This window comes from Bacillus sp. OTU2372 (assembly GCF_038440275.1).
Taxonomy (GTDB): domain Bacteria; phylum Bacillota; class Bacilli; order Bacillales; family Cytobacillaceae; genus Neobacillus; species Neobacillus bataviensis_B.
Map to the genome: position 1 here is coordinate 93,532 of NZ_JASATK010000009.1, position 23,413 is coordinate 116,944.

A 23,413-nucleotide genomic window follows, 5' to 3' on the forward strand; every position below is an offset into this window, starting at 1 on the left:
TGAGATCCTCTGCCTTAAGAAGGATCTTTTTTATTTGCTCTCTATTGGCGTTTTATCACCTCTCCCAATATTAAAGGAGGGAATAATGATGAAGCATACCACTGACTTCTTAAAAATGAAAGAAAACAATGAAAAAATTGTCATGCTTACCGCTTATGATTACCCATCTGGAAAACAAGCGGAACAGGGCGGAGTTGACATGATCCTGGTTGGAGACTCACTTGGAATGGTTGTTCTAGGATATGACTCAACCATCCCTGTAACGATGGAAGATATGATTCACCATACAAAAGCAGTAAAACGAGGAGCAAAAGATACCTTTATCGTGACAGATCTGCCATTCCTAGCCTATCACCTCTCCGTTAGAGATACCCTCATTAATGCAGGCAGGATGATGCAAGATGCTGGGGCCCATGCCGTGAAACTCGAAGGAGCAGATGGCGTGTTAGAAAAGATTTTTGCTTTGACACAAGCTGGTATTCCTGTTTGTGGACATCTAGGTTTAACACCGCAATCTGTTGGCGTATTAGGCGGTTATAAGGTGCAGGGAAAAGATGCACATGCGGCCCAAAAGTTGTTAAATGATGCAAAGAAGGTTGAGGAAGCCGGTGCATTTGCTATTGTCCTTGAATGTGTGCCTAAACAGCTGGCTAAGGAAGTAGCTAAATCGATTTCAATCCCTGTGATTGGTATTGGAGCAGGGATGCATGTAGATGGACAGGTTTTAGTTTATCACGATATTTTAGGTTATGGTGTCGAAAGGGTGCCTAAATTCGTGAAGCAATACCATTCCGTAAATCCGTTTATGATTGAATCGATTCAAGCCTATACGTCTGAAGTGAAAAATAATCAATTCCCTGAAGATAAACATTCTTTTACCATGAAGGAAGAGGAACTGAAAGTTCTTTATGGAGGTAAAAAATGAAGGTCATAACTACCATTAAAGAGATGCAGGATGAAATAGTTAACCGTAAAGGGTTGGGACAATCCATCGGCTTTGTCCCAACTATGGGCTTTCTCCATGAGGGGCATTTAACACTTATTTCTAAGGCAAGAAAAGAAAATGATATCGTTGTGTTGAGTATATTTGTCAATCCATTACAATTTGGTCCGAAAGAGGATTTTTCTACTTATCCCCGTGATTTTGAACGAGACCGTGCCCTAGCTGAAGGAGAAAAGGTAGACTATCTTTTTTATCCGTCAGTAGAAGAAATGTATCCACAAGTGCCATCGGTTAAAGTGGTTGTTCAGGAACGAACTGATGTGTTATGCGGGAAATCACGGCCTGGTCATTTTGACGGTGTTGCTACAGTCATTACCAAGTTATTTCATATCATAATGCCTACACGTGCTTATTTTGGTAAGAAAGATGCCCAGCAAGTTGCAGTGATTGATGGATTAATTTCCGATTTTAATTTTCCAGTTCAGTTAATACCGGTTGAAATCGTTCGTGAAGAGGATGGGTTGGCAAAGAGTTCACGAAATGTTAACTTATTACCGGAAGAAAGACAACAGGCTCCCGTAATATATAGAAGCCTGCAAGAAGCAAAGAATGCAATTGACAATGGTGAAAAAAATCCGGCTGTTGTAACTAATAGAATTAAGGAACTGGTTACAAATGAGTCTATTGGGAAAATTGATTATGTCGAAATACTTTCCTATCCACAATTAAAACCATTGGAAAAAATAGAAGGTTCCTTTATAATTGCTGTTGCTGTGAAATTTTCGAAGGTAAGGTTAATCGACAATATTATTATTCAAATAGATTAGTAGAGTTTCACTAGAGGAGGAATAAACTTGTTTCGTACTATGATGAATGGCAAAATCCATCGTGCTACTGTAACTGAAGCTAATTTAAACTATGTTGGAAGTATTACAATAGATGAAGATATTATTGATGCTGTTGGAATGGCAGCCAATGAGAAGGTACAAATCGTGAACAATAATAATGGTGCTAGGTTAGAAACATATATTATTCCAGGTAAAAGAGGCAGCGGAGTAATTTGTTTAAATGGTGCGGCTGCTCGCCTTGTTCAAGTAGGTGATACGGTGATCATTATTTCTTATGCTTTGGTACCGGATGAAAAAGTTAAAACCCATATACCAAAAGTAGCTATAATGGATGAGAACAATCGGATTAAAGATCTTCTACATGCAGAACCAGCACATACCATTATGTAAGGTCCCCATTTTTTGGGGATTTTTTTATTATTTTAAAAATCCTCTAGACAGTGGTAGAATTTAAATCATTATGGAAAAGTTATGTTGCCGTTTAATGAACGAAGGTTTGGGGTGTAACAAATGTTAAATAAATTTGTTGTGATTGATTTAGAAACTACGGGTAATACACCAAAAAAGGGTGATAAAATTATTCAATTTGCGGCTGTAGTGATAGAAAACGGAAAAATCACAGAACAGTTCTCCTCGCTGATCAATCCACAAAAACCAATTCCAGTCTTTATAGAAGAACTGACTGGAATTAATGATGAAATGGTCAAGGATGCACCATTATTTACCGAAATATCCGAAAAGGTTCAATCTTTGTTAGAAGGGGCCTATTTTGTTGCTCATAACGTATTATTTGACTTATCCTTTCTTCAAGAAGAATTACTCCAAGCAGGATCAGAAGGGTTTTATGGGTCTGTCTTAGACACCGTGGAGATGGCAAGAATTCTCTATCCAACAGCTGACAGCTATAAGCTTTCAGATTTGGCAGAGAAAGAGAAACTTACCCATGACAGGCCGCATCAGGCAGATAGTGATGCCTTGGTGACAGCGGAACTTTTTTTAATCCTATTGAAACGTCTATCTTTATTGCCGACAGTTACTCTTAGACAGTTAACTCAGTTATCTGGGGGATTAAAGAGTGACCTGCAGTTGTTTCTCGAAGACATGATGGATACATTTGAAGCTTCAAACATTTTAGCTTCTATAGAAATTGTAAACGATATTGCGTTCAAGAAGAATCATACTGAAAAGGAAACCGATATCTTAAATAAAGAAGAGTGTAAATATCCTGAAAGTGAGGAAGAAAAGGTTGAAATCATCCGTCACGGCTTTAAGCCTTTTATAAAGCGAGTGGGGCAATTTAAAATGATGGATACCGTCTATCAATCCCTGCAACTTTCAAGGCATACACTGATTGAGGCCGGAACTGGTGTAGGTAAGTCGCTTGGTTATCTTTTGCCGTTAGCGTATTTTGCCAAGCAAAACAAACGGCCCATCATCGTCAGTACCCATACTATTCAACTACAGGAACAACTTTTAAACAAAGAGATTCCCTTTTTGAAAAACATTCTTCCATTTAAGATAGATGCCGTTCTGTTAAAGGGTAGAAATCAGTATTTAAATTTAGAAAAATTTCACCAAACGTTAATGGATGAAAACGATAATTATGATACTACCTTAACGAAAATGCAAATCCTAGTGTGGTTAACGGAGACGGAAACTGGTGATAGGGATGAATTGAATCTATCAAGTGGAGGCCAATTATATTGGAACAAAATAAAGGAAGAACCCTCGATATTATTTGAGGATAAGGGCTGGCAAGAAAGGGATTTTTATCAAAAAGCAATAAGGAATGCAAACTCGGCTGATATCATTATTACAAACCATTCATTATTATTAAGCGATATTAAAGGTGCGGGTTCCATTTTACCTGCATCTGATTATGTAGTGATTGATGAAGGTCATCATTTAGAGAAAGTTGCGAGTAGGTTCTTTGGCTATTCATTGGACTATTTGTCAACCCGATTGCTAATTAGTCAATTTGGAACTTATGAGCAAAAACAACTCTTTTATGAAATGGAACAGCTGATATCACGACTTCCTTCATCAGGAAAAAAGTTTTTTACTTCCTTTGAATTAAATCAGCTCATTTTAGATCTACATTACGAGATGGATGAGTTTTTTAAATTAATGGCCCTATATGCAAAAACCAAGGCAGCTAATAAAAAAGGGATAAATCGGATAAAAGTTCGTTTTACTACAACAGGCTCTTGCAGAGAAAGAAAAGCACTTGTCCACAGTGCCGAGAGAATGTCCTTTTTGATTAAGGATGTACTCAATGCTATTGACAGCCGAATTAATTGGTTAAAAACCCAGAAAGATTCATTATCAATCCCTGAGCTTAATAAAGTGGAGGATGTCTCTGGATTTGCAGCGGAGCTTGATGAATTGCGAAACATATTGATTAGCTGTTTTATCAAGGATTCAAAAGAAGTAAAGTGGATTGAAATGGATACCCGTTCACCGCAAAATGTGACAACATTTTTGGCTCAGCCAGCTACTATTGCGATGCAGTTAAAGGAGAAGTTCTTCGAAACCAAGAAAGCGGTAATCCTAACTTCAGCAACCCTAACGGTGAATCGTTCTTTTGATTATATCATGAGAGAAATTGGCCTTGAGGCAAACTCTACAGTTCAAGTGAGTATTCCCTCACCATTTGTGTATAAAGACCAGGTTCAACTTCTTATCCCTGATGATTTACCAGAAATCAAATCTGTATCACTGGAAGAATACGTAATCGCTATTACAGAACATATCATTACTATAGCTGAGGCAACAAAAGGAAGGCTGCTAATTCTTTTTACTGCTTATGACATGCTAAAAAAAACGTACGAGCTAATTAAGGAAAGTGGTTTTCTTAATGAATATGTATTAATTGCTCAAGGTATTTCAAGTGGAAGTCGTTCAAGACTGACAAGAAATTTTAAGCGCTATGAAAAGGCCATCTTGTTAGGAACCAGCAGCTTTTGGGAAGGCGTCGATATTCCAGGAGAAGACTTATCTTGCCTTGTCATTGTCAGGCTGCCATTTAGCCCTCCTGACGAACCTTTGACAGAGGCAAAGTGTCAGTTGATTGTCCAGCAGGGAAGGAATGCTTTTTCTGATTATTCACTACCAGAAGCCATACTTCGTTTTAAACAAGGCTTTGGCCGGCTAATTAGGACCGAAACAGATCGAGGGGTAATCATTGTATTTGATAGAAGAATCGTTACCACGCAGTACGGAAAGTCCTTTTTGCAATCAATACCTTCCGTTCCAGTCAAAAAGGGAAAAATGGAGGAATTAGCGGGGTTTATCCAAAAATGGTTATGATAAAATTTGGAAAAAGGCACATCCTATAACTATCTGGGAGGAATGTGTATGAGAATATTGCTTATGATTTTGGCTTTATTGATTCCAAGCAGCATGGCGGTAAGAGCAGAAACGACTTTGCCTACAGAGGTTGAAAAAATTGATGTGAAATTAGCAGAGCATCAAGCGGCAGTTACCTTTTTAGGCCTGACTACTGGTGAAGCGACGCTTGTACAGGGTCCAAATGGAGAAAATATTTTAATTAATATCGGAGGGCAAGGAGAATTATCTGAGTTAGAAGGATGGCTTTCTCTTTATAATGTAAAGGAACTCTCTACGTTAATTCTTACGAATAATGGTGAAAAGATTTCGATTGAGAAAATAGGCAAGTTATGGAAAAAATATAATATTAAAGAAATTGTCACCACGCCCGAAGTTTCTTCGTTATTAACTAGAGAAAAGTCAAATCAAATACCCATTACGATTTGGAATGAAGGGACAAAGAAAGAAATCCTGCCTGAAATGTTTGCATATGTTCAATTCCTTGGAAATCAAAAAAATGAAGGCATGGATTTGATGCTGCGCTTTTTTAAGCATAACCTCTTTTTGATGACTTCCTTCAGTCAACGGGCGGAACAAGCATTATTAGCTAAGAACTTGGAAGATATCCATGTTTTTAAAATACCTTACACTCTTACAAAAGACTCCTTATCTGATCAGTTGATTCAAACTCTAAATCCACAAATATCAATTCTGTTCGGAGCAGAGGAAGATCAACTGGATCAGGATTTGCTGCGTGACCTGCAAGGTATATGGTCTGAAGTGTATTTTACAAAAAAACATGGGACAGTCACCATTAAATTTACGGAATCAAATTATGAGATTATTACCATTCCCCTAAAGGAAGGGGAATAGCTCTTTTCGCAAAAAGTGAAAAAAATTTTCTAATTTAATGAAGATTGATAACACATCTTGATTTATCCTGTTATAATAATTAAATAGATTCTTGAACATTAGAACCAACTATATATCGTACATAAAGAAGTGAAAAAGAAAATGAAAAAGTGGATTCTAATCCCCATTATTGTAGTACTTGTCATAGCCGTAGTGCTGGTTAAAGTCTATTTTTCTTCTGTTCAGCCCGTTAAAGCAGCCGAAAAAAGAGCTGTATCACTTGCCAAGGATAAAGTGCAATTGAGTGAAGTGGATGACTTTCATATTTATAATGGTATTGAGACCGTTAATGTGATTGAAGGGAAAAATAAAAAAGGAAGTAAAGTGATTGTTTGGATTCCTGAGAAGAGTAAAAAGGTTTACATTAAAAAGGCAAAGGATGGCATCACAAAAGAAGAAGCCATTCGAAAATTATTGCAGGAGAAACAACCTAAGAAAATTATTTCAGTACGGCTGGGTATGGAAAAAAATATCCCATTATGGGAAATCTACTACCGTTCTGAAAATAATTTAATAAATTATTACTATGTTCACTTTGAAACCGGTGAATGGCTAAAAAAAATTGAAAATCTATAGCTTGTGGAGACTGGAGGAAAGAGATATGGCAATCAAACTTGCAAATCGAGTAATGGCACTTACGCCATCTACTACGTTAGCTATTACAGCAAAAGCAAAGGAATTGAAAGAAAAAGGAGAAGATGTCATTGGATTAGGGGCAGGGGAACCTGACTTTAATACGCCCCAGCACATTTTAGATGCCGCTGCAAAATCGATGAACGAGGGGCACACAAAGTACACTCCTTCGGCGGGCCTTCCTGCCTTAAAAAAGGCCATCATCAATAAGTTTGAGGCAGATCAAGGATTAAGCTATAAACCAAATGAGGTTATCGTTGGCAATGGAGCAAAACACGTCCTTTATACATTGTTCCAGGTTATCTTAAACGATGGTGATGAAGTAATTATTCCAACACCTTATTGGGTCAGCTATCCCGAACAAGTAAAACTGGCAGGTGGTGTACCTGTTTATGTTGAAGGGCTGGAACAAAATAATTTCAAAATTACTCCCCAACAATTAAAAGAAGCAATAACGGATAAAACAAAAGCTGTAATCATTAATTCACCAAGCAATCCAACAGGAGTTTTATATACTGACCAAGAACTTCTAGAGTTAGGAAAGATTTGTTTAGCAGAAGATATTTTAATTGTCTCAGATGAAATATATGAGAAGCTTGTCTACTCTGGTGCCAAACATGTCTCCATTGCGGAGCTTTCTCCAGAATTGAAGGAGCAAACAATTGTTATTAATGGTGTATCCAAATCACATTCTATGACAGGCTGGAGAATAGGTTATGCTGCAGGTAATAAACAAATCGTTGAGGCCATGACGAATCTTGCCAGCCATAGTACCTCCAATCCAACCACAACTGCCCAATACGCTGCGATTGCGGCTTACAATGGTTCACAGGAACCAGTAGAAGAAATGAGACAAGCGTTTGAGAAAAGATTAGAAATTATCTACAATAAATTAGTTGCAATCCCTGGATTTACCTGTGTGAAACCGCAGGGTGCTTTTTACCTTTATCCAAATGTCAAGGGTGCTGCGGAGATGACTGGATTTAGAAACGTTGATGACTTCGTGGAAGCATTGCTTGTAGAAGCTAAGGTAGCTGTTATTCCAGGTTCAGGTTTTGGAACTCCAGATAATATTCGTCTATCTTACGCAACATCACTTGAACAATTAGAAAAGGCTGTGGAACGAATTGATCAATTCGTTACAGCGAAGGTTAGGAGCTAACCTTAGTCGTTTTCCTAACACTTAAAAGTCTGCATGATGCAGGCTTTTTGTTTTTCCTTTCCAAAGATGGATTCCTAATACTCTTACTCGAATTGGTGGTTCATGTTATACTAATCTAGAGGTGTAGAAAGATGAAATCAAATATAGTAGCATGGTTACAGGAAGGGAATATTACGATTCCTACAATGTTATTTTCAGAATATCGAAATCTGAACTTAAATGAGACGGAACTTGTTCTTTTATTAAATATTATTACTTTTATCGAAAAAGGAAACGAATTTCCTACTCCAGAAGAACTTTCGTCCAGAATGACAGTATCAATTGCTGATTGTCATGACATGCTTAGAAGGCTTATCCAACGAGGATTTATTGAGATAATGGATCAATATAGTAATGAAGGCATCAGGTTTGAAAAGTATTCCGTAAAGCCCTTATGGGAAAGACTAGTTGATCAGTTTTTATTAAATAGTCAAGTAACGAGACAACTTGAACAGAAAACAGAAGAAACAGATGTCTATACTTGTTTCGAAAAGGAATTTGGCCGTCCGCTTTCACCATTTGAATGTGAATCGCTCGGGATGTGGATGGACGATGATCACCATGATCCAATCATCATAAAAGCTGCGCTTCGTGAGGCTGTCATGTCAGGAAAATTAAACTTTCGTTATATTGATCGGATCCTTTTTGAGTGGAAGAAAAATGGGATTAAAACAATTGAACAAGCTAAAAATCATGGACGTAAGTTTCGGCAAAAACAAACGGAAAAGACACATACTAAGAACGATGACCATCAGCCATCAGTTCCTTTTTATAACTGGTTAGAGCAATAAATAATTGTAAATAAACGAGGGAAACTTCTCTCGTTTTCTTTCATTTTATAAGTAGGTGATTTCTATGCTAAATAATACTCAAATTCGATATTGCTTAGATGAAATGGGTAAAATGTTCCCAGAAGCACATTGTGAATTGAACCACTCAAATCCTTTTGAACTTGTTATTGCTGTTTCATTATCGGCACAATGTACAGATGCCCTTGTTAATAAAGTAACCAAGGGTTTATTTGAAAAATATAAATCCCCAGAAGATTACCTAGAGGTTTCAATCGAAGAACTTCAAAACGATATCCGTTCCATTGGCCTGTATCGAAATAAAGCAAAAAATATTCAGAGTTTATGCCGAATTTTATTGGACGAATATAACGGTGTTCTTCCTATGGATCGAGATGAGTTGACAAAGTTTCCTGGAGTGGGCAGGAAAACCGCCAATGTGGTCGTTTCAGTAGCCTTTAATATTCCGGCTATTGCGGTAGATACACACGTGGAAAGGGTAAGTAAACGCCTTGGAATATGCCGTTGGAAGGATTCTGTGCTCGAGGTGGAGAAAACGTTAATGAAGAAGGTCCCAAAGGATGAGTGGTCGCTAACACATCATCGATTAATCTTTTTTGGACGTTATCATTGCAAAGCTCAAAATCCACATTGTCCAAGCTGTCCATTACTAGAACTTTGTCGGGAGGGTAAAAAGAGAATGAAGGGGAAGGCTGCAGTAAATGAATAATCGTGGAGAAGCAGTAGCTGCGATACTAGCAGAGTGGGAAGGCATCCAAAAACAACTTGCACCATTATTTCGTGCTCGTGATCAAAAAAATACAAAAAAATGGATGGAAAAGGGAATTAATCTATATCTTCAATTTTTATATCTTACCAATCATGAAACATTCCCTCCTATTAATCGAACCAGATATGATCAGTTTTTATTTAAGCCGGTTAATCTGGAAGAGAGAATAGATTTTATAAATTCAAGACCTGAATTATACCATTCGTATCGACAGCTTTCTGAATTAATGATTGAGCAGGAAAAACAATTTGTAAAGAGTAATATCATAAAAAAATCGTCTAGGCTATAACCCAGACGATTTTTTTATTTGTCCTTATTGATTTTTCGTTTCCCCTTGATTTCCAGTGTTTTGACTGCTTGGAGGGGTTACTGGGGTTGTAACTGGTGGAGTAGTATTTCCTTGTTGACCACCGTTGTTTCCAGTGTTATTGCCGTCCCCATTACCGTTATCAGTACCAGTGTCAGTCCCAGCACCAGTACCCGTACCCGTACCAGTACCAGTACCAGTACCAGTACCAGTACCAGTACCAGTGTCGGTCCCTGTGCCAGTATCAGTACCAGTTCCAGTGCCTTGGTCTGTTTGTTCTTCGGCTTGTGGAATATCAATTGAAGTATGAACTGCATCACTTTTATTATTTCCACTAAGGGCAAAGACGGAGATTGTATATTTTTCTCCCGGATTAGCCTTAAAGGTAAAGCTATTTTCGGCCTGAACAGAATGATTTGCAGTGGTACCATCTATCGTAATATCAAACTGAACATCTTTATTTGCACTATAATTCCATGTTACTTCGACATTTCCGCTTGTATTATCATATTTTGCCGCTAGATTTGACGGAGATGAAAGTTTGTAATATTTTTCAGAAACCTTTTTAGGTGCATGCCCCTTGACTGCGTATTCAATTGAGACCTGACTGCTAGGCGTATACTGACTAGCTAATACAGCCGGCATACTGCCTTTCTCAACCCTGACCTTTTGAACACTATTTGGCATTGTAAAATCAGGGGTATCAATGTCCTTAGATACATAAGCCATTAAATTCTTAAAAAGCAGCTGAGCAATTCGTTGATTGCTTCCTTCCGCTGTAATTGGGGTTTTCCGGCTCTCATATCCTGTCCAAATGGATGCAGTATAATTTGTTGTATAACCGGTAAACCATGCATCCGGGACAGAACTGCTATCTATATTCCATTCTTGCATTTCTTGATCTGTATAATTGGTTGTTCCTGTTTTACCGGCAATTGGAAGTCCAGGTACTTTGGCCCTTGTCCCTGTACCAGGATATACAAGTACACTTTTTAACATATCCGTAACCATAAACGCAGTAGAGTCCTTCATGACAACTTTTGGTTTAGGTGAAGTATCAATCATAGTTCCGTCACGCAGTTTTATTTTTCTAACCGCATGTGGTTTAGTATAGAAGCCATTATTGCCAAATGCAGCATATGCTCCGGCCATTTGAAGGGGTGATACTCCTGTTTCAAATCCGCCAATCGCATATGATTCGTAGATTTCTTTTAAAGGAATCCCAAGATTAACAGCAAAGTCCTTCGCTTTATCTAACCCAACCTGTTGTAATGCTTGAACAGCAGGACTATTACGCGATAATTGGAGGGCTGTTCTTATGGACATTGGTCCCTTATATTTTTGATCCCAGTTACCAAATTTCTTACCAGAAGAATACGTAATGGGCTTATCGTTAATCATTTCATAGGTTCCCCAGTTTAAATATTCAATTGCAGGGCCGTAATCAAGAACCGGCTTGATCGTAGAACCAGGCTGTCGTCTAGTATCGGTGGCATAATTAAAGCCGCGTTGTACCTGTTGGTTTCTTCCTCCTCCAATTGCTCGAATTTCTGAGGTCTTTGTATCAAGGAGGACGATTCCGGCTTGAAATTTATCATCCGGGTAAGGGATTATGTTAGAATCCTTGTCATTTAGGATTTCATTAACGTGTAATTGAGCATCTCTGTCTAGTGATGTATAGATCGTTAGTCCATCCGTATAGATATCAAAATCAGTTGTATCGTGGACTTCATTAATGACGGCATCCACAAATGAGTCATAAGTTTTATTATCTTTAACCTGACGTTTTTCAATTGGTAGCACATCTTTTGCTACAGAAACTTTTTCAGCTTCTTCCATTTGCTGCTTTGAAATATATCCATGTTGATACATTAATGATAAAACGATATTACGTCTTTTTTCTGCATTTTCAGGAAAATCAAACGGATTATAGTTGTTAGGACTCTGTGGCATTCCGGCAATTTGCGCGGCTTCTGCCAATGTAAGGTCCTTTAAATCTTTCCCATAATAGATTTTTGCTGCTGTTGCAAGCCCGTGACTATTTTCTGAAACATATACTTTATTCACATACATTTCAAATATCTGATGTTTTGTGTATTGCTGTTCTAGCTCATAAGCAAGCCATGCTTCTTGAACTTTTCGCTTTAAAGTCTTTTCTTGAGTTAGAAAGGTATTTTTCACAACTTGTTGTGTGATTGTACTGCCGCCTTCAGCACCAAAACCATGTTGGAAATTGGCTAAAATGGCGCCACCGAGACGAATCGGATCGATCCCATGGTGCTTATAGAAACGATAATCCTCCGTCGCTAAAACAGCGTCTTCGACAACTGCAGGTATGTCTTTATAGTTTACGTATTCCCTATTTACAGCGCCTACTTCAGTTATCAATTTATCATTTTTATCAAAAATCTTTGAAGGGATAGGATCTTTTAATAATTTCGGATCAAGTTTGGGAGCATCTTTCACTAAATAGGCGAAAGTCCCAACTCCAGTAAGTATTCCAATAATTCCGAGGACAACAAGACTTAGAAAAATTTTCTTAAAAAGTCCACGGGGTTTTTTCTGCTTTTTTTCCTTACCTTTGGATTGGAGTTGCTTTCTGCGCTCCTCTCTTGATTGGTATTGTTCAGACATATGATTTCCTTCCTTTCTACCCTCTATAAAAATGAAGTTTTCTATAGTTGCTCTATTATTTTAATATAGTCAATTCTTGGTTGAAATCCAAGCGGTATGTGGTACCCCTTTTGTTCAATTTCTTCTTTCGTAATGGATTTTCTTCCTCCATTCATCATTCGATTCCAAAAATTTAATAAGTGCTGAGCTTCGAGCAGATATACCTGTTCAAATTTTGTAAAACGGAGAATAACAAAACAAATAGCGCCTTGATCCATTACTTCTTCCATATGTTCTATTTGGTGTTGATGGAAATTCTTTAATGGAAAGGAGGTGGGATTTTGTGTTTCTTTTGCTTCAAAATCAATATATCTACCTTTATATACCCCATTATAATCAGTTGTCGATGCTAGTTTAAAGTATGCCTCTTTTATTACGGCAGCACTTCTATTTGGATAATCCACCTGAACAATTTGAACCGGAGTAGGCTTTTTATGTATCACTGCAATTTTTCTTTCCCGGTAATATTGATTGGTTTCATTTAAATCTTCCTCAAGTGTCATTCCCCGATTACTATAAGATCCATTTTTTCTTTTTTTCAAGGAAGTGTCGATCGGAAGTTCCTTTGGCCTGTACTTTTTTCCATTGGGATAGTTAAGATTCATCATTTTGCACCTCTCAAGCTAATCCTTATCATACCAAATATTAGCGTTTTTTGGGGGTGTATAAAATAATTTTGCTTACACACTCTAATAATAATTGTATAGTGATGGCTTTACATAGGCATGATTCCATTTTCGCAAAAGATTTACACGTAAATTAAAACTCTATCAAAAAATAAGGGAAGATGAATATGAATCATCTTACAATACAGGAACAATCAATCATCCGTCAAATTGTAAGTGAAACAAAAAAGAGAAATGTTGATAATATTTCGAGAACGGATGCCTATTTTTTATATTTTAAACAGCATCCTGATATTACTTGGTCTTTTCTTGCAAGTATGGTTTCCCGAAACGGCGGCTGGAATATGTGTGACCTCGAAGGTGACATTTTCTCGGAAATATTAGAGCCGAAAATGAGAAAACAGCTTTTTTTGACTTATGAGCGTGCTAATTGGCTTATCTTTCATGACGTCTATCCCCAGCTTTTGCTTTACAAATATTCGACGAAATTCAATCGGCCAATGTTTCACTTGCTTCGCTATTTCAATGTCTCAGTATTTATACAAAAAGAGTGGGATCGCTACTGGAAGGAAACCGATAAGAAAAGATTAACAACAGCTTTAATTATAAATGAACAAAATGTGATTCAATCCCCTGTCATAGAACACCCTATATATAGAAATAAAGTCTTTCACTCCTTACTCTTTTCTTTTCAAGATTGGCTTCACTTCAGTTGTGTTCTTTTTCCTACTTGTGGAGGAGAGGTTTATGGGGCTAGTGTAAATGGTTTTAGATCTCTATCCAAGCGAATCAATTTAGGGAAGAGACTGGCGAGTATCCTTTTTCATCCCCGGCTGTTTCCTTATTTTTTTGAGTTTGCTGAAAAGACCCCGCATACTGGTTCAAGACACGATTATGAACAATATTTTAAGATAAAGACTGGTCGGAAAACGCCACTGCTAAGAACAACTTTTCCAGTAATTGCGCATCATCAAGATAAATATCAGGATTGGAGTAAACAGCGAATCATTTCCCCAGCATGGTTGTATTCTCCAGCCCGCCATCATCATCCCATTCATCTTACAGACTGGTATTTTAATAAATCAAATCAGCTTCATCTACTTCTTTCCCTTCAAAAGTCGCTGAAGTTAAAAAAGTGGAAATGAAAAAGCAAGGATTCCTCCTTGCTTTTTTGTAGTAAATTACAGATTTATCACTAAATCGAGTTAGAGACGTCCGGCTCCAGCGCCTAGGGGCTCGGGGTCATAAGCTTATCCAGTTGCGGCTCCTTGGGACGCAAGTCTAAGCCACCCCCTGAAGAAGGCAAAAAGCGCCTTCTTGCAGGGTGCGTCTTATTCCTTCGTCCCAAAACAGTCGCCTCCACATTTAGGTCAATCCGTCAAGAAGGCTAAAGAACAGCCTTCTCGCCGGCTTGTCTTATGCCTGTCGCCCCTGATCAAGGCGCTTCCGCTTTTGGTTTTACTCAGCAGGACGATTTGGTCCTTCAAGCTTTTTATCCCCATAGCCTGTTTTTTGTTCTGTGACAGCTTTTGATTGTTTGCTTGTTGGGTTATTCTTTTTCGCCATTAAAAACACCTCCATTTACTAGCATGTGCGCTTCAGCGATTTTTCATGCGAACTTATGAATATGTCGAAAAAGAATATCCTTTATGCTGTATTAACACTTTCTTTGCCGAATTGCTTCTAGTTTTGTCAAGCTGGAAGGAGGCTGGAAAGGGAAGGAGAATAATACATAATAGATATTCGTGAGGAGGGATTTGTAAATGACAATACCAATGTCCGAAAAAGAAAAAATGCTTACAATGCTAACTGAAATATATGATCAATTAGAAGAATTGGAGTCTGTTTTAGAAGCCTCTTTTTCCGACCACCGCCTTCATATGAATAGTGAAGAACAAGAAAAATTATCGGTAACACTTAATCGCCTTTCAGATATCGGGGTAAAATCAGCACAAGTGAACCTGTCTCACGAAGAATTCCTTGACTCCAATCTTGGTGCCGTTCCTAAATCCTTAAAGCTTGAATTAGGTTTTTAAGTAGCGCTAAAATAATAATATGGTTAAAAGTAGCATTACTACACTTGCTACTTTTTTATTTTGTACATTAAAAAGGGGACAAAGGGAGACATGTCAGAAGAAATTCTGGATTTAACGGAAAAACTTTTACATTATAATGAATTATTCTTAAAGAACTATCGTGAAGGGAGAGAGACAGGAGTAACACACGATTTTCATAGTGTGATAAAACCATTTGCAGATGAGGTAAAAGAAATGAATGATAAATGGAATAAGGCTATGAAGATATGGCTCTCCACAGCAAATACGCAGTATCTCCATTTGAAGCAAATTGATACAACATCTGCCCATATTGATCAGCTTTCTGTGCAGTCTTTTTTCCCAGAGACAAGTAAATCAAGATTTTTAAATACACATCGGGCAATTGAATTTATTCTCTCGGAAGTAGAAAAAGAGGTTAAAAAATAGAAATAGAAAGAGATGCAATTTTTTGCATCTCTTTTATGATCAAAGGATTTAAATTATTATCTGCCAGCTGCTCATTTACAGCAGATAAACGGCGCAGATTTCAGCTGCAGCTGATTATTCTATGAATGTTCGATGAGGGAGTCTTCATGTATAGCTTCAGGTATAACCGCACCTTGATTTTCAAGCTCGCGGACAAGAACGCGATATTCTTTAATATTAATTTCATTATGAATATACGCTCTCTTTGCAAAATCCAATAAGGCATTAACGTCATCTGTGTTGTAATCCCGACTTTGAATAAATTTGCTTTTTAATTCGTGAATGTCCATATATAGCTCCTCCTTCACCCTTTTAATTATCGTATCATGAAAACATAGGATTCCTAGTTTTTAAAATATTTAAACTTTAGACAAAATTCCTGTGATTATGACATTGACAAACAGACTAGAAGAATCACCATTCATCTCTAACCTTCATAATGTGTAATAGAGAATTATAAAGAGGAGATGTTTGCCCATGTTTGGTAAACCAAGACCAAATCATTTTGCTCATTATGGATACTCGGGGCAAATGCTGCACCAAGTACCGATGACACAACAACAATTGAACCCCCAAGCATATATGAGCCGAAACCAGCCGAGTGCGTATCAAAATCAACCCCAGAACTATAATATGATGCCCTATTACCCGCCCAACCCTTATTACCCGCAGCAAATGCAGACATTTGGTCAAACCTATCAACCGGGCTTTGTACCGCAAAATATAAATTATCAAGCTCAATATACGCAAAAGGATAACCAGTTTCTATTTCAAAACCCGCTTCAGCCGAAGGATGACATGGTTCAACAGTCATATATGCCTATGAATGGATATCCGGTAATGAATCCTTATCCCAAAAACAGTTTCATGCCAAAACAACCAGGTGGAATGAAATCGCTAATGAATTCCTTCAAATCACAAGATGGATCAGTGGACATTAATAAAATGGTGAATACAGCAGGGCAAATGATGAATGCAGTAAACCAAGTATCCTCGCTTGTTAAAGGATTTGGAGGAATATTTAAAAGTTAACCCATTTTAGAGAAAAAAAAGACGGCTATTGGCAGCCGTCTTTCTCATATATAAGGAAGCTAAAAAAATCGGTTATTCTTCTATATCTATTATTTTTCCTTTTTCCTGTGGAATGCGGATTTGCAATAAGCCGTTACGGTACGAAGCCTTAACCAAATTCTCATTGATAGCATGTGGCAGGGCGATCGTTCTAGAAGCTTGCTGCCGAACGTATTTTCGACGATAAACGTGGGTAAGGTCGTTTTCTTCCGTTTCTAATTCCTTATTTTCGACGGAGATGGTTAAATAGTTTCCTGAAATATTTAATTGAATTTGCTCCTTTTGCACACCAGGGAGCTCTGCTGAAATAATATATTCCGATCCTGTTTCAACTGTATCAACTTGAAAACCTGTACCAACCGGAAAAGGAGATTTGAAAAAATCATCAATAGATTGTAAAAATCCCCGCATTGGTTTATCAGTGAAAAAGTCATTCATTGATTTAAATAAATCCTTGAAAGGTTCTGGCAGCTGGGGTTTATGGTTATTTTTATCACTCGGAAGCATGGATGACATGATAATTCCCTCTCTTTTCATTAGTCTACTCCATATCATATGCGGAGAAAAATAGGTAGGTGTCGACATAAGTTCGTCACAAGTTATTGAACAATTTGTTACAAACTCTACTGATGTGATTTAAATCACACTAATGATATGAAAAAATTTGTAGTCTAGTTAAGAAAACTGATGAAAGCGGGGAAGTTACATGTTCTGTTATCAATGTGAACAAACACCATCTGGCGGATGTAAGGTTATCGGTGTTTGTGGTAAAGATGAAACCATCGCCAGCTTACAAGATACAATTATTTTTGGATTAAAAGGAATTGCGGCCTACAGAACACATGCCAACCAACTGGGGTATACGGACCCATTTGTGGATGCGACAACACATGAAGCGCTTTACATGACATTAACTAATTCAAACTTTAATGTACAAGAACATATTGATATGGCTATGAAGGTAGGCAAATCTGCTGTCCGCGTAATGGAAATGCTCGATGAGGCTCATACGAAACGTTTAGGAATTCCAGAACCAATTCGTGTAAGTCAAAATAAAATTGAGGGCAAGTGTATTGTAGTTACGGGGCATAACCTATTCGCTTTAGAAGAATTATTAAAACAAACAGAAGGAAAAGGAATTAATATTTATACACACTCTGAAATGCTGCCTGCTCATGGCTATCCTGCCCTGAAAAAATATGCGCATTTAAAAGGTAATATAGGTAAAGCTTGGTACGACCAACGCCGCCTATTTGAAAAGTTCCCAGGAGCTATTCTAGCTACAACTAACTGTGTAATGCCAATTAAGGGTACTTATGCTGACCGGATGTTCTCCTATGAAGTTGCTGGTCTTGAGAATGTTGAAAAAATTGTGAATGATGATTTTACCCCATTAATTAACAGAGCGTTGGAACTTCCTGAAGCAGCGATAGAATCTGAAGAAACATTACTCACTGGATTCCACCATGAGACTGTTTTAGGATTAGCACCAGAGGTCATTGAAGCAGTGAAAGCAGGTAAGATTAAACGCTTCTTTGTTATTGCAGGATGTGACGCACCTGGAAAAGGCGGGGAATACTACCGAGAGCTTGCTACATCACTTCCTCCAGAGACAGTTATATTAACGACTTCCTGCGGTAAATTCCGCTTTAACGATGTTGATTATGGTGTTGTACCAGGAACAAACATCCCTAGGTATATCGATTTAGGTCAATGTAATAATTCCGGCTCGACTGTGAAAATCGCTTTAGCATTAGCAGATGCGTTCGGATGTGAAGTCAATGAATTACCAGTAAGTATCGTGTTATCTTGGTTTGAGCAAAAAGCAGTAGCAATTTTATTAGGACTATTCAGTTTAGGAATTAAAGACATTAGAATTGGGCCAAAACCGCCTGAATTTATCTCAGAAGGAGTTCTTCAGGTTCTTCAGGATACATTTAATCTTAAATTAATTGGTACAGCGAAAGAAGATTTGGAAGACATGCTTCAGCTTCATACAAATTAACAGAAACACCGCAGCTTACAAAGGCTGCGGTGTTATTATTATAGTAAATTCAATTCCTGCATTAGAATAGTGATATCGAGAAACATGTTCCCTTCAGGATCCACTTCAATTAATTCGTCTTTTTTCATTTTAGTTAATGTCCGGCTAATGGTTTCTCTTGTTGTACCAATCATATTGGCAAGATCTTTGTTAGTAAACTCTGATTTTAGAAGAATCGTCCCATCTGGCTGTTCAATTCCATGTTTCTGAGCCAGACGAATAAGAAGTTTAACGATTTGTTCATATGTATTGTTTAGAATTTGTTCCTCCAAGCGATTTTGTAAATCGACAATTTTCTCTCCAAGCACCTTAAACACTTTAATACAAAGCTCAGGATTTTCAATCAATACTTTTTCAAATTTTGAAATAGGAACTGTAATCAGTGTGGAGGGTTCTAGCACTTCAGCATAGGCAGGATAATCCCCTTTTCTAAAGAACCCGACATGAGGGAACATTTCTCCTTTTTTTGCAATCGCAACGATTTGTTCTTTACCACTTACATCACTTTTATAAATTTTTATTCTTCCATCGAAGATAAAATAGACGTTTTCAAGCGGATCACCTTGGAGAAAGACATGACTATGTTTCTTCCACTCTCTGGCGATCGAAATATTCGCTATTTTAGTTAATTCAAATTCATTTAATTCGCGGAAGAGGGTAAAATCACCTAATATCCGTTTAATATCTTCAATTTTCATATAGACCCCTTTCAAGTCCAGTGCATTTTATTCAATTGTAACAAATTTTGCTCCTATCGTTTACTCTATCATAATGGAAAAAGGTTTCAATCTTGTTAATATATTAAATTTTGTTTTATATCTTTAATAACGAACGTTTATTCGGTAAAATAGGAGTAATGAGGTGAGAGCATGAAGCTGAAAAAAAACCTGCAGGAAATCCTTGCAGATCTAAAAATAAATCATGAGTTTAAAGAAAATATTGTTACATGGCATACGATTGAGCAGCAGCCTGCCCAAACTGTAGAATTGCCAGAGAACCTGCATCCCGTTTTAAAGAAATCTCTAAATTCCAGAGGAATTGACCATCTTTATACACATCAAAAATCAGCTTATGAGGAAATTAACTCGGGTCATAGTATTGTGGCAGTTACTCCTACTGCCTCTGGGAAGACATTTTGCTACAATTTGCCGGTATTACAAACCGTCTTGGAAAATCCAAGTACAAGAGCACTTTATATCTTTCCAACTAAAGCACTTGCACAAGACCAAAAAAGTGAGATTAATGAAATAATTGAAGCCTCCGGTGCTGATATTAACAGTTATACGTATGACGGGGATACACCAGCAAATATTCGGCAAAAGGTAAGAAAGGCAGGGCATGTGGTAATTACCAACCCAGATATGTTGCATTCGGCTATTCTGCCGCATCATACAAAATGGGTTTCATTGTTTGAGAATCTTAAATTTGTTGTCATCGATGAGCTCCATACATATCGGGGTGTTTTTGGCAGTCATGTTGCCAATGTAATCAGAAGGTTGAAGAGAATTTGCCATTATTACGGAAGTAGTCCTGTATTTATTTGTACCTCTGCTACAATCGCCAATCCTCTAGAGCTTGCCGAGAGATTAACGGAGGAGAAAATGACCCTGATAAATAATAATGGTGCTCCAAGTGGAACCAAGCATTTTCTCTTCTATAACCCTCCAATTGTCAATAAGCCATTAAATATTCGTAGAAGTGCAACACTAGAAGTTCGTAAAATAGCCGGTGAGCTCTTGAAAAATAAGATCCAAACCATCGTATTTGCTAGAAGCAGAGTGAGAGTAGAAATTATCCTAACTTACTTGCAGGAATTAGTTAAAAATGAGTTGGGAGCAAAATCGATTATGGGGTATCGCGGCGGATACTTACCAACAGAACGAAGGAAAATTGAAAAGGGCTTGCGTTCAGGGGACATTTATGGGGTTGTCAGCACGAATGCGCTTGAACTGGGAGTCGATATTGGACAGCTGCAGGTTTGTATTATGACTGGCTATCCAGGGACAATATCGAGTGCATGGCAGCAAGCAGGAAGAGCTGGCAGGAGACATGGCGAGGCATTAGTGATAATGGTTGCTAGTTCCAGCCCGCTTGATCAATATATTATCCAAAACCCTGATTACTTTTTTAATAAAAGCCCTGAAACGGCTAGAATCAATCCTGATAATCTTATTATTTTAATCGATCATATGAAATGTGCCGCCTATGAACTACCATTTAAGTCTGGTGATAGATTTGGAAATGTAGAAACAGATGAGTTACTCGAATACTTGTCAGAGGAACGTGTACTTTACCGAAATGGGGATAAATTTTTTTGGATGAATGATTCTTTTCCGGCTCATAATATTAGTTTACGTTCGGCCTCACAAGAAAACGTTATAATCGTCGATCAATCTGATATAGCTCATGTTAAGGTCATTGGTGAGATGGATCGCTTTTCTGCAATGACGCTGCTTCATGATGAAGCTATATACTTGCATCAGGGGACACAATTTCAGGTTGAAAAACTTGATTGGGATGAGAAAAAGGCATTTGTTCGGGAGGTTGACGTAGACTATTTTACAGATGCCAACCTTGCAGTTCAATTAAAGGTTTTAGAAGTAGATAAACTTCAAACCCTCCCTGAGGCAGAAATAGGCTATGGCGATGTCAGTGTCAGGGCGATGGCTACTATTTTTAAAAAAATAAAATTTGAGACACATGAAAACATTGGATCCGGTCCGATTCACCTCCCTGAGGAGGAGCTTCATACGAATGCAGCCTGGATGTCATTAAATAAACCATTAGCTGAAATGGGGCAAGAACGTCTCGAGCAAGGTCTGATTGGCGCTGCGCATGCTCTAAATCATATTGCTCCCTTATTTGTCATGGCTGATCCTTCGGATATCCACGTTATTCCCCAAGTTAAGGCAGATCATAATGAAAAACCGACGATTTTCTTTTATGATCGTTATCCGGGCGGGATTGGTTTGAGTGAAAAAATATATACAGGAATGTCAGAGGTTTTTCATGAGTCATTAAAAATGATTCATCAATGTCAATGTCAGTCAGGATGTCCATCGTGTATTGGCGCTGATACTGCTGGTCAAACGGTCAAAAAAGATACAGTTAACATTCTTGAGACGTTTCTCTACACTCCACTTTCAGGTGAGGAAGTTGAGTCATGTCTTTAAAGAATAAATTGAACCGTTTAAAACCGCATCTTTCAATTAGTACTCATTCTGAAAAAGAACGAAAACTTCTTCCAAAGGTAACTGCCATTGAAATCCCATTTCTTGATAAATGGGAACAAGAAAAAGTCACTCCATATTTTTTAGATGGAAATTATTGTTTCATTCGAGAAGTAAGATACCCGCTTGCATATCAGCATGGGCTTTATCGTTTTGATGAATTACGAACTGCGGTCAATAGCTGGAATGAAAGCGAAATTATCCATCCATTATCATCTAAAGGGCATAGAGTAGAAGAATTATTCTTTTTTGACACAGAAACGACCGGGCTTGGCGGCGGGGTAGGAAATACTATTTTTATACTTGGTTATGCCAGCGTTTTAGGCGATGAGCTTATTTTAAGACAGCACATTCTGCCGAATCCAGGTGCTGAGGTCCCTCTTTATCAAAGTTTTTTGGAAAAAGTGAACTATCGAACCCTTGTCACATATAATGGAAAATCGTTTGATTGGCCGCAAGTAAAAACACGACATACGCTAGTTAGAGAACATGTCCCAAAACTGCCTGCGTTCGGACACTTTGATCTTTTTCACGCGGCTAGAAGACTTTGGAAGCATAAATTAGACAGAATGAAGTTGTCCATTGTTGAAAAAGAGGTATTAGGGGTAGAAAGGTTGGATGATATTCCTGGATATCTGGCTCCTATCATATATTTTGACTTTATAGAAAGTAAACAACCTGATGGAATGATTGGTATCCTTAAACATAATGAAATTGACATTTTATCCCTTGTAACGTTGTATACTCATCTGACATTCCAGATCACCGGAACAGACCGGAATCAATCACGCCCTGAAACGTATGAGGTAGGACGTTGGTTTGCCAGTTTAGGAGAAACGGAACAAGCGAAAAAGGTATTAACGACTTTAACTAAAGAACAGGATATAACATCAACAAAGGCAAAGCTAATTTTAGCCTATCAGCAAAAAAAGGAACGTAATTGGAACAGCGCACAAGAGTTGTTTTTGGATGTTGTTGAATCCGAGGATCTACAAATCAGGGCAGAAGCCTGTGTAGAGCTGGCCAAAATATTTGAGCATAGGCATAAAGACCTTTCAAAAGCAATTAGCTATTGCCAAGAAGCCATTAACTCTGTCTCTGTTGATCCAATAAACATGAGTAAACCTATGTTTGATCAACTTCAGACAAGACTTAAAAGGTTGGAACAAAAGTATTTAAAGTATCATGGATAAGCGTATTGTTCGTTCATTTCTTCCTAGTAAACAATTAATTTGAATGATTTAATCTTATGACACAAATTTTTAACATTTTTAGAGAAAAAATCGGCATTTCCATATTGTTTATCATAGTTGAAAAAGGTAAAATTGAAAATTGGGTTGAGAAAAAAACGACTATAAAACATATGGAGCTGGTAGTATGTATAAAGCAATTCTTTTCTTATTTTTTATTGTCGTCTGTTTGACTGCCGTTGTGTTTACAAGCCTAAAAGACAGTTTTTATACTATGTTATAAAGAAATATAGCTTCCATAACGA

At 37.6% G+C, this 23,413-nt stretch carries 22 protein-coding genes; 17 read left to right on the forward strand and 5 right to left on the reverse strand.

From position 1 onward, the window contains the following. The first annotated feature begins 88 nt into the window (after positions 1–88). The 10 genes from panB to AAHB15_RS15945 all read left to right on the forward strand — a co-directional run bounded on the left by panB (position 89) and on the right by AAHB15_RS15945 (position 9,734). Positions 89–925: a 3-methyl-2-oxobutanoate hydroxymethyltransferase gene (gene panB / locus AAHB15_RS15900; protein WP_335572831.1), complete on the forward strand. Its 837-nt coding sequence runs from the start codon at positions 89–91 to the stop codon at positions 923–925. Beyond that, positions 922–1,770, forward strand: a complete 849-nt coding sequence (gene panC / locus AAHB15_RS15905) for a pantoate--beta-alanine ligase (RefSeq protein WP_335572832.1) — start codon at positions 922–924, stop codon at positions 1,768–1,770. Before panB ends, panC begins: the two co-directional genes overlap by 4 nt. 27 nt (positions 1,771–1,797) lie before the next feature. Next, on the forward strand, positions 1,798–2,181 hold the full coding sequence (panD, locus tag AAHB15_RS15910; protein WP_335572833.1) for an aspartate 1-decarboxylase: 384 nt from the start codon (positions 1,798–1,800) through the stop codon (positions 2,179–2,181). Positions 2,182–2,301: 120 nt separating this feature from the next. Beyond that, complete coding sequence (gene dinG, locus AAHB15_RS15915; RefSeq protein ID WP_342042781.1) at positions 2,302–5,100, forward strand: ATP-dependent DNA helicase DinG; 2,799 nt, start codon at positions 2,302–2,304, stop codon at positions 5,098–5,100. Between the two features lie 48 nt (positions 5,101–5,148). After that, entirely contained in the window at positions 5,149–5,994 is an 846-nt protein-coding gene (locus AAHB15_RS15920) for an ATP-dependent DNA helicase (protein ID WP_342042782.1), read from the forward strand. 141 nt (positions 5,995–6,135) lie between these two features. After that, a complete protein-coding gene (locus AAHB15_RS15925; RefSeq protein WP_335572836.1) occupies positions 6,136–6,609 on the forward strand; it encodes a cell wall elongation regulator TseB-like domain-containing protein in 474 nt (157 codons plus the stop codon). Positions 6,610–6,640: 31 nt separating this feature from the next. After that, positions 6,641–7,828 carry a pyridoxal phosphate-dependent aminotransferase gene (locus tag AAHB15_RS15930; protein ID WP_335572875.1) on the forward strand — a complete coding sequence of 396 codons (1,188 nt, stop codon included), beginning with the start codon at positions 6,641–6,643 and terminating at the stop codon, positions 7,826–7,828. A 131-nt stretch (positions 7,829–7,959) separates the two neighbouring features. Continuing rightward, on the forward strand, positions 7,960–8,658 hold the full coding sequence (locus AAHB15_RS15935) for a DnaD domain-containing protein (protein WP_342042783.1): 699 nt from the start codon (positions 7,960–7,962) through the stop codon (positions 8,656–8,658). 64 nt (positions 8,659–8,722) lie between these two features. Further along, positions 8,723–9,385, forward strand: coding sequence for an endonuclease III (nth, locus tag AAHB15_RS15940; RefSeq protein WP_342042784.1), 663 nt, complete (start codon positions 8,723–8,725; stop codon positions 9,383–9,385). Next, positions 9,378–9,734 carry a YpoC family protein gene (locus AAHB15_RS15945; protein WP_342042785.1) on the forward strand — a complete coding sequence of 119 codons (357 nt, stop codon included), beginning with the start codon at positions 9,378–9,380 and terminating at the stop codon, positions 9,732–9,734. The genes nth and AAHB15_RS15945 overlap by 8 nt, the downstream gene beginning before the upstream one ends. A 24-nt stretch (positions 9,735–9,758) precedes the next feature. Here AAHB15_RS15945 and AAHB15_RS15950 read toward each other — a convergent pair whose 3' ends face one another. After that, a complete protein-coding gene (locus AAHB15_RS15950; protein ID WP_342042786.1) occupies positions 9,759–12,386 on the reverse strand; it encodes a transglycosylase domain-containing protein in 2,628 nt (875 codons plus the stop codon). A 41-nt stretch (positions 12,387–12,427) separates the two neighbouring features. Then, positions 12,428–13,030 carry a Holliday junction resolvase RecU gene (gene recU / locus AAHB15_RS15955; protein WP_335574895.1) on the reverse strand — a complete coding sequence of 201 codons (603 nt, stop codon included), beginning with the start codon at positions 13,028–13,030 and terminating at the stop codon, positions 12,428–12,430. 188 nt (positions 13,031–13,218) lie between these two features. Between recU and AAHB15_RS15960 the strand changes: the two genes are divergently transcribed. The 3 genes from AAHB15_RS15960 (at position 13,219) to AAHB15_RS15970 (ending at position 15,534) form a co-directional block, all read left to right on the forward strand. Next, positions 13,219–14,196, forward strand: coding sequence for a DUF2515 domain-containing protein (locus AAHB15_RS15960; protein ID WP_335574894.1), 978 nt, complete (start codon positions 13,219–13,221; stop codon positions 14,194–14,196). A 618-nt stretch (positions 14,197–14,814) separates the two neighbouring features. Next, complete coding sequence (locus tag AAHB15_RS15965; RefSeq protein WP_144562965.1) at positions 14,815–15,087, forward strand: hypothetical protein; 273 nt, start codon at positions 14,815–14,817, stop codon at positions 15,085–15,087. 90 nt (positions 15,088–15,177) lie between these two features. Beyond that, positions 15,178–15,534, forward strand: a complete 357-nt coding sequence (locus tag AAHB15_RS15970) for a YppE family protein (RefSeq protein WP_144562964.1) — start codon at positions 15,178–15,180, stop codon at positions 15,532–15,534. A 119-nt stretch (positions 15,535–15,653) separates the two neighbouring features. Here the strand turns inward: AAHB15_RS15970 and yppF are convergent, their stop codons facing one another. After that, entirely contained in the window at positions 15,654–15,863 is a 210-nt protein-coding gene (gene yppF / locus AAHB15_RS15975) for a YppF family protein (protein ID WP_144562963.1), read from the reverse strand. Between the two features lie 187 nt (positions 15,864–16,050). On the opposite strand from yppF, the gene AAHB15_RS15980 reads away from it, so the two are divergent. Further along, a complete protein-coding gene (locus AAHB15_RS15980; protein ID WP_342042787.1) occupies positions 16,051–16,605 on the forward strand; it encodes a YppG family protein in 555 nt (184 codons plus the stop codon). 72 nt (positions 16,606–16,677) lie between these two features. Here the strand turns inward: AAHB15_RS15980 and AAHB15_RS15985 are convergent, their stop codons facing one another. After that, complete coding sequence (locus tag AAHB15_RS15985) at positions 16,678–17,181, reverse strand: Hsp20/alpha crystallin family protein (protein ID WP_335575179.1); 504 nt, start codon at positions 17,179–17,181, stop codon at positions 16,678–16,680. Between the two features lie 169 nt (positions 17,182–17,350). Between AAHB15_RS15985 and hcp the strand changes: the two genes are divergently transcribed. After that, entirely contained in the window at positions 17,351–18,649 is a 1,299-nt protein-coding gene (gene hcp / locus AAHB15_RS15990; protein ID WP_342042788.1) for a hydroxylamine reductase, read from the forward strand. A 38-nt stretch (positions 18,650–18,687) separates the two neighbouring features. Here the strand turns inward: hcp and AAHB15_RS15995 are convergent, their stop codons facing one another. Further along, complete coding sequence (locus AAHB15_RS15995; RefSeq protein ID WP_342042789.1) at positions 18,688–19,386, reverse strand: Crp/Fnr family transcriptional regulator; 699 nt, start codon at positions 19,384–19,386, stop codon at positions 18,688–18,690. Between the two features lie 171 nt (positions 19,387–19,557). Between AAHB15_RS15995 and AAHB15_RS16000 the strand changes: the two genes are divergently transcribed. Next, the gene (locus AAHB15_RS16000) at positions 19,558–21,861 is read left to right on the forward strand and encodes a DEAD/DEAH box helicase (RefSeq protein WP_342042790.1); all 2,304 of its coding nucleotides are present in this window, start codon (positions 19,558–19,560) and stop codon (positions 21,859–21,861) included. Further along, positions 21,852–23,111, forward strand: coding sequence for a ribonuclease H-like domain-containing protein (locus tag AAHB15_RS16005; RefSeq protein ID WP_335575183.1), 1,260 nt, complete (start codon positions 21,852–21,854; stop codon positions 23,109–23,111). The genes AAHB15_RS16000 and AAHB15_RS16005 overlap by 10 nt, the downstream gene beginning before the upstream one ends. Positions 23,112–23,413: the final 302 nt, after the last annotated feature.

What these genes read in the sequence shown, in the direction of transcription:
- panB (WP_335572831.1), top strand. Translation starts at nt 89, where the DNA reads ATGAAGCATACCACTGACTTCTTAAAAATGAAAGAAAACAATGAAAAA.
- panC (WP_335572832.1), top strand. Translation starts at nt 922, where the DNA reads ATGAAGGTCATAACTACCATTAAAGAGATGCAGGATGAAATAGTTAAC.
- dinG (WP_342042781.1), top strand. Translation starts at nt 2,302, where the DNA reads ATGTTAAATAAATTTGTTGTGATTGATTTAGAAACTACGGGTAATACA.
- AAHB15_RS15920 (WP_342042782.1), top strand. Translation starts at nt 5,149, where the DNA reads ATGAGAATATTGCTTATGATTTTGGCTTTATTGATTCCAAGCAGCATG.
- AAHB15_RS15925 (WP_335572836.1), top strand. Translation starts at nt 6,136, where the DNA reads ATGAAAAAGTGGATTCTAATCCCCATTATTGTAGTACTTGTCATAGCC.
- AAHB15_RS15935 (WP_342042783.1), top strand. Translation starts at nt 7,960, where the DNA reads ATGAAATCAAATATAGTAGCATGGTTACAGGAAGGGAATATTACGATT.
- nth (WP_342042784.1), top strand. Translation starts at nt 8,723, where the DNA reads ATGCTAAATAATACTCAAATTCGATATTGCTTAGATGAAATGGGTAAA.
- AAHB15_RS15945 (WP_342042785.1), top strand. Translation starts at nt 9,378, where the DNA reads ATGAATAATCGTGGAGAAGCAGTAGCTGCGATACTAGCAGAGTGGGAA.
- AAHB15_RS15950 (WP_342042786.1), bottom strand. Translation starts at nt 12,386, where the DNA reads ATGTCTGAACAATACCAATCAAGAGAGGAGCGCAGAAAGCAACTCCAA.
- recU (WP_335574895.1), bottom strand. Translation starts at nt 13,030, where the DNA reads ATGAATCTTAACTATCCCAATGGAAAAAAGTACAGGCCAAAGGAACTT.
- AAHB15_RS15960 (WP_335574894.1), top strand. Translation starts at nt 13,219, where the DNA reads ATGAATCATCTTACAATACAGGAACAATCAATCATCCGTCAAATTGTA.
- AAHB15_RS15965 (WP_144562965.1), top strand. Translation starts at nt 14,815, where the DNA reads ATGACAATACCAATGTCCGAAAAAGAAAAAATGCTTACAATGCTAACT.
- AAHB15_RS15970 (WP_144562964.1), top strand. Translation starts at nt 15,178, where the DNA reads ATGTCAGAAGAAATTCTGGATTTAACGGAAAAACTTTTACATTATAAT.
- yppF (WP_144562963.1), bottom strand. Translation starts at nt 15,863, where the DNA reads ATGGACATTCACGAATTAAAAAGCAAATTTATTCAAAGTCGGGATTAC.
- AAHB15_RS15980 (WP_342042787.1), top strand. Translation starts at nt 16,051, where the DNA reads ATGTTTGGTAAACCAAGACCAAATCATTTTGCTCATTATGGATACTCG.
- AAHB15_RS15985 (WP_335575179.1), bottom strand. Translation starts at nt 17,181, where the DNA reads ATGAAAAGAGAGGGAATTATCATGTCATCCATGCTTCCGAGTGATAAA.
- hcp (WP_342042788.1), top strand. Translation starts at nt 17,351, where the DNA reads ATGTTCTGTTATCAATGTGAACAAACACCATCTGGCGGATGTAAGGTT.
- AAHB15_RS15995 (WP_342042789.1), bottom strand. Translation starts at nt 19,386, where the DNA reads ATGAAAATTGAAGATATTAAACGGATATTAGGTGATTTTACCCTCTTC.
- AAHB15_RS16000 (WP_342042790.1), top strand. Translation starts at nt 19,558, where the DNA reads ATGAAGCTGAAAAAAAACCTGCAGGAAATCCTTGCAGATCTAAAAATA.
- AAHB15_RS16005 (WP_335575183.1), top strand. Translation starts at nt 21,852, where the DNA reads ATGTCTTTAAAGAATAAATTGAACCGTTTAAAACCGCATCTTTCAATT.